5 protein-coding genes are annotated in these 3264 nt (G+C 59.7%); 3 read left to right on the top strand and 2 right to left on the bottom strand.

The window, feature by feature from the left end:
* Nucleotides 1-15: 15 nt before the first annotated feature.
* Complete coding sequence (locus tag WCA53_RS26130; protein ID WP_423917305.1) at nt 16-297, bottom strand: LytTR family DNA-binding domain-containing protein; 282 nt, start codon at nt 295-297, stop codon at nt 16-18.
* Between the two features lie 111 nt (nt 298-408).
* On the opposite strand from WCA53_RS26130, the gene WCA53_RS26125 reads away from it, so the two are divergent.
* Both WCA53_RS26125 and WCA53_RS26120 read left to right on the top strand, forming a co-directional pair.
* Nucleotides 409-867, top strand: coding sequence for a LysR substrate-binding domain-containing protein (locus WCA53_RS26125; protein ID WP_423917310.1), 459 nt, complete (start codon nt 409-411; stop codon nt 865-867).
* Nucleotides 864-1529, top strand: a complete 666-nt coding sequence (locus tag WCA53_RS26120; protein ID WP_423917300.1) for a VOC family protein — start codon at nt 864-866, stop codon at nt 1527-1529. Before WCA53_RS26125 ends, WCA53_RS26120 begins: the two co-directional genes overlap by 4 nt.
* 215 nt (nt 1530-1744) lie before the next feature.
* Here WCA53_RS26120 and WCA53_RS26115 read toward each other — a convergent pair whose 3' ends face one another.
* Entirely contained in the window at nt 1745-2752 is a 1008-nt protein-coding gene (locus WCA53_RS26115; protein ID WP_423917297.1) for an MDR family oxidoreductase, read from the bottom strand.
* Nucleotides 2753-2871: 119 nt separating this feature from the next.
* On the opposite strand from WCA53_RS26115, the gene WCA53_RS26110 reads away from it, so the two are divergent.
* On the top strand, nt 2872-3264 hold a 393-nt coding region (locus WCA53_RS26110; RefSeq protein WP_423917295.1), incomplete at its 3' end, for a trehalose-6-phosphate synthase.

Here is a 3264-nt window from a genome sequence, read left to right as displayed (position 1 = left end):
CCCGTAGATAATCATCTACATGCCGCGGAACCGGTCCGCGTAAAGCCGGCTGACCACGAGGTGGTCCGGGCGTTCTCTAAGCGTCAGCGTCAGCTTGCCGGATTCGTCTCGCTGCGCGCTGGCGATTGCATCGCATTGCACCACCGCCCCCCGGTGTATCTGCCAGAACCGTTGCGGGTCGAGTCGCTGCAGCAACTCCCTCAGGGACGACCGGACGAGATGCTCACGCTTTGACGTGACGACACGCACATATTTGTCAGCCGCCTCGAAGTACAGGACTTCATCGATAGGCACCATTGAAATGGTGTTGCCCGCACTTGTCGACCTTCCAGGTGCCGCCGTTGCTGTTGCAGCCGTTGGTGGAAAATGCAATCAGACACGTCCCCGAGCTAAAGGTAAGACCGACGTATTGCGCTCCATATCGCGGAGTACGGCACCAACCAGTTGGAGAGCGCCCTGTCCGATAGACACGTCGAAATCGCCGCTGCCATGCTGCCGGTCGAAGGCCGGGCGTTTCTGACGCAAACGTTCGTGCGCGACAGGCTTGCCTTGCTTTGCTGCCGGGAGCATGCTTTGGCGACACGCAAGAAGGTGGGGCTGGGAGAACTGGCTCAGGAGTCCTTCGTGGCGTGTGCCGACGACTTCAAGGTCAATGACCTGGTCGACCGGGTTTGTCGTACGCTTGGTTTTGTTCCTTCGGTGGCGGGCCGCAGTAGTCACCTCGATCTGATCGTCTCGATGGTCGCGTCGGGCATCGATCGCCCCGGCTCAAGTAGGATTCGCGGGCGCTCACCAGCGCACGCTCGTACGTGTCAATCCGTCGTTCGTCGATTGGCCATTTTTTTAGTTGGGAGAAATCTGCCATGAACGTGACACAGACCGGCGCCAATAGCGCAACGGCAAGCGGGGGAGCACAGTCCCTCGACATGAAACTCGAGGTAGTCGTCTTACCCGTTTCGGACGTTGATCGTGCAAAGCAGTTCTACAGCAGTTTGGGCTGGAGACTCGACGTTGATATCGCGAAGGATGAGCAGTTTCGGGTCGTGCATTTCACGCCCCCAGGCTCGGGATGCTCGATCCTTTTTGGCAAGGGTGTCACGACGCAAGAGCCGGGATCGGTGCAAGGGCTTCACCTCATCGTGTCTGATGTGAAGGCTGTGCGCGCAGCGCTGGTTGGTCGTGGCATCGAAATGAGTGAAGTATTTCACGACATCGGTGGTGTGTTTCACCATGCCGGAATAGAAGGGCGCGTAAGTGGACCGCAGCCGGAAGGTCGTAGCTACGGCTCGTTTGCAGCATTCAACGATCCGGACGGAAACGGCTGGATTTTCCAGGAAGTCACGACACGACTCCCCGGAAGGGTCAGCGAGTCCGATACTACGTTCAACTCATCTTCCGATCTCGCGGGTGCGCTTAGACGCGCGGCGGCGGCTCACGGCGAGCATGAGAAACGTATCGGCCAACGCGACGAAAATTGGCCGGACTGGTACGCCGACCATATCGTTCGGGAGACGAAAGGGACGCCATAGTTGAAATGGTAAAACAGGAATCTGGCCCTCGCTTCGCTCATCTAGCGAACGTGCAAAGCGGCGTTGATATTCGCGCGGCGAGAGGTTAGTTCTATGGTTGATCGCACGCAATTACATCGAAGTCCTTTGCATCACGCTTGGGGCATATGGCCGGGCTTTGCCACAATCAACCGAGACCTCCCGGCGCCGCGCATCCGCCGCGCCGGTCTTAAGATTCAAGGAAGCCGATTGACATCGACCACGGTCCGTCCGCGCACGCGCCCAGCGAGAATATGCTCAGCGGTCGCAAAGACGTCGCCCAGCCCGACGACCGTGGTCATGGCTTCGAGCTTGCGCGCATCGAAATCGCTGGCAAGCGCGTGCCAGGCGCGCTTGCGCCGCTCCATCGGGCACATCACGGAATCGATTCCGACCAGTTTCACGCCGCGCAAAATGAAAGGCGCGACGCTTGCCGGGAAATCCATACCCTGGGCCAGACCACAGGCAGTCACGACACCGCCGTAGCGGGTTTGCGCACAGGCATTTGCAAGCGTATGTGAGCCAACCGAGTCGACCACTGCGGCCCACCGTTCCTTTTGCAGCGGCTTGCCGGGTGCCGCGAGCGGCGCCCGGTCCAGAAGCTCCGCTGCGCCCAGCGAATGCAGGTAATCCGCTTCATGCAGCTTGGCCGTAGCCGCGACGACCCGATAGCCCCAGGAACTCAAGATGGCGACGGTGACACTGCCGACACCCCCGCTCGCGCCGGTGACGAGCACGTCTCCGGACGCAGGCGTCACGCCTTCATCGCGGACGGCAAGACAACTGAGCATGGCCGTGAACCCCGCCGTTCCAACGGACATGGCGTCTGCCGTGCTCAAGGACGCAGGCAGTGCGACGAGCCAGTCAGCTTTCAGCCTGGCGCGTTGGGCAAGGCAGCCCCAGTGGGTCTCCCCGAGGCCCCAGCCCGTGACGATGACGCCGTCGCCCGTTTTCCACCTTGGGTCGGACGACGACTCAACAGTGCCGGCGCCGTCAACGCCAGCTACCATCGGCCAACCGCGCACGACGGGACTACGATTGGTAATCGCCAGGCCGTCCTTGTAATTGATGCCGGAGTGTTCAACGCGCACTACAACCTCGCCCTCCGATAGCGGATTGCTGTCGAGGACGTTGTCCTCAAGAAGTTTCAGTTCCGCCGAGAAGGCGTCGCCGTCTTTGTTCAGGTAAACAGCAGTGAAGGACACGTCGGTCTCCAGATAAAAGGATGATGTCGCTCGAACGCAAGCTACACATACTATAGTCACTGAGAAGGCGAGGAACATACTCGCTTATGGTCTGAACACATCTTCAATATGGAGATCCAGTGAGCCGTCTAGTTGTCGTTTCCAATCGCACCGCCGATCCACGCAAAACCGCAGCTGGAGGGCTGGCTGTGGCGGTGAAGGAGAGCTTGCAGCAGACCGGCGGCCTGTGGTTTGGCTGGAGCGGCAAAATCCGTGACGAGGAGGAGCCCGCCACGGGATATCAGGATCTTCGCGTGCAAACGGTCGGCAACGTGACGCTGGCCACGATCGACCTGAGTCAGCGCGATTACGACACGTACTATCTCGGATACGCCAACGACGTGTTGTGGCCCGTGTTTCACTACCGGCTCGATTTGGCCAATTTCGACGTGCACTACGCCGCCGGATATCGGCGGGTAAATCAGTTGTTCGCGCAGAAGCTGATGCCACTGCTTAATGCGGATGATCTGATC

The sequence above is a fragment of the Caballeronia sp. genome (genome assembly GCF_049581465.1).
Lineage (GTDB): Bacteria > Pseudomonadota > Gammaproteobacteria > Burkholderiales > Burkholderiaceae > Caballeronia.
The sequence above is the reverse complement of the archived record's forward strand: the minus strand, read 5'-3'. Positions and strand labels throughout refer to the sequence as shown.

Coding starts and splice junctions, on each gene's coding strand:
- WCA53_RS26120 (WP_423917300.1), top strand. CDS start 864: ATGAACGTGACACAGACCGGCGCCAATAGCGCAACGGCAAGCGGGGGA.
- WCA53_RS26130 (WP_423917305.1), bottom strand. CDS start 297: ATGGTGCCTATCGATGAAGTCCTGTACTTCGAGGCGGCTGACAAATAT.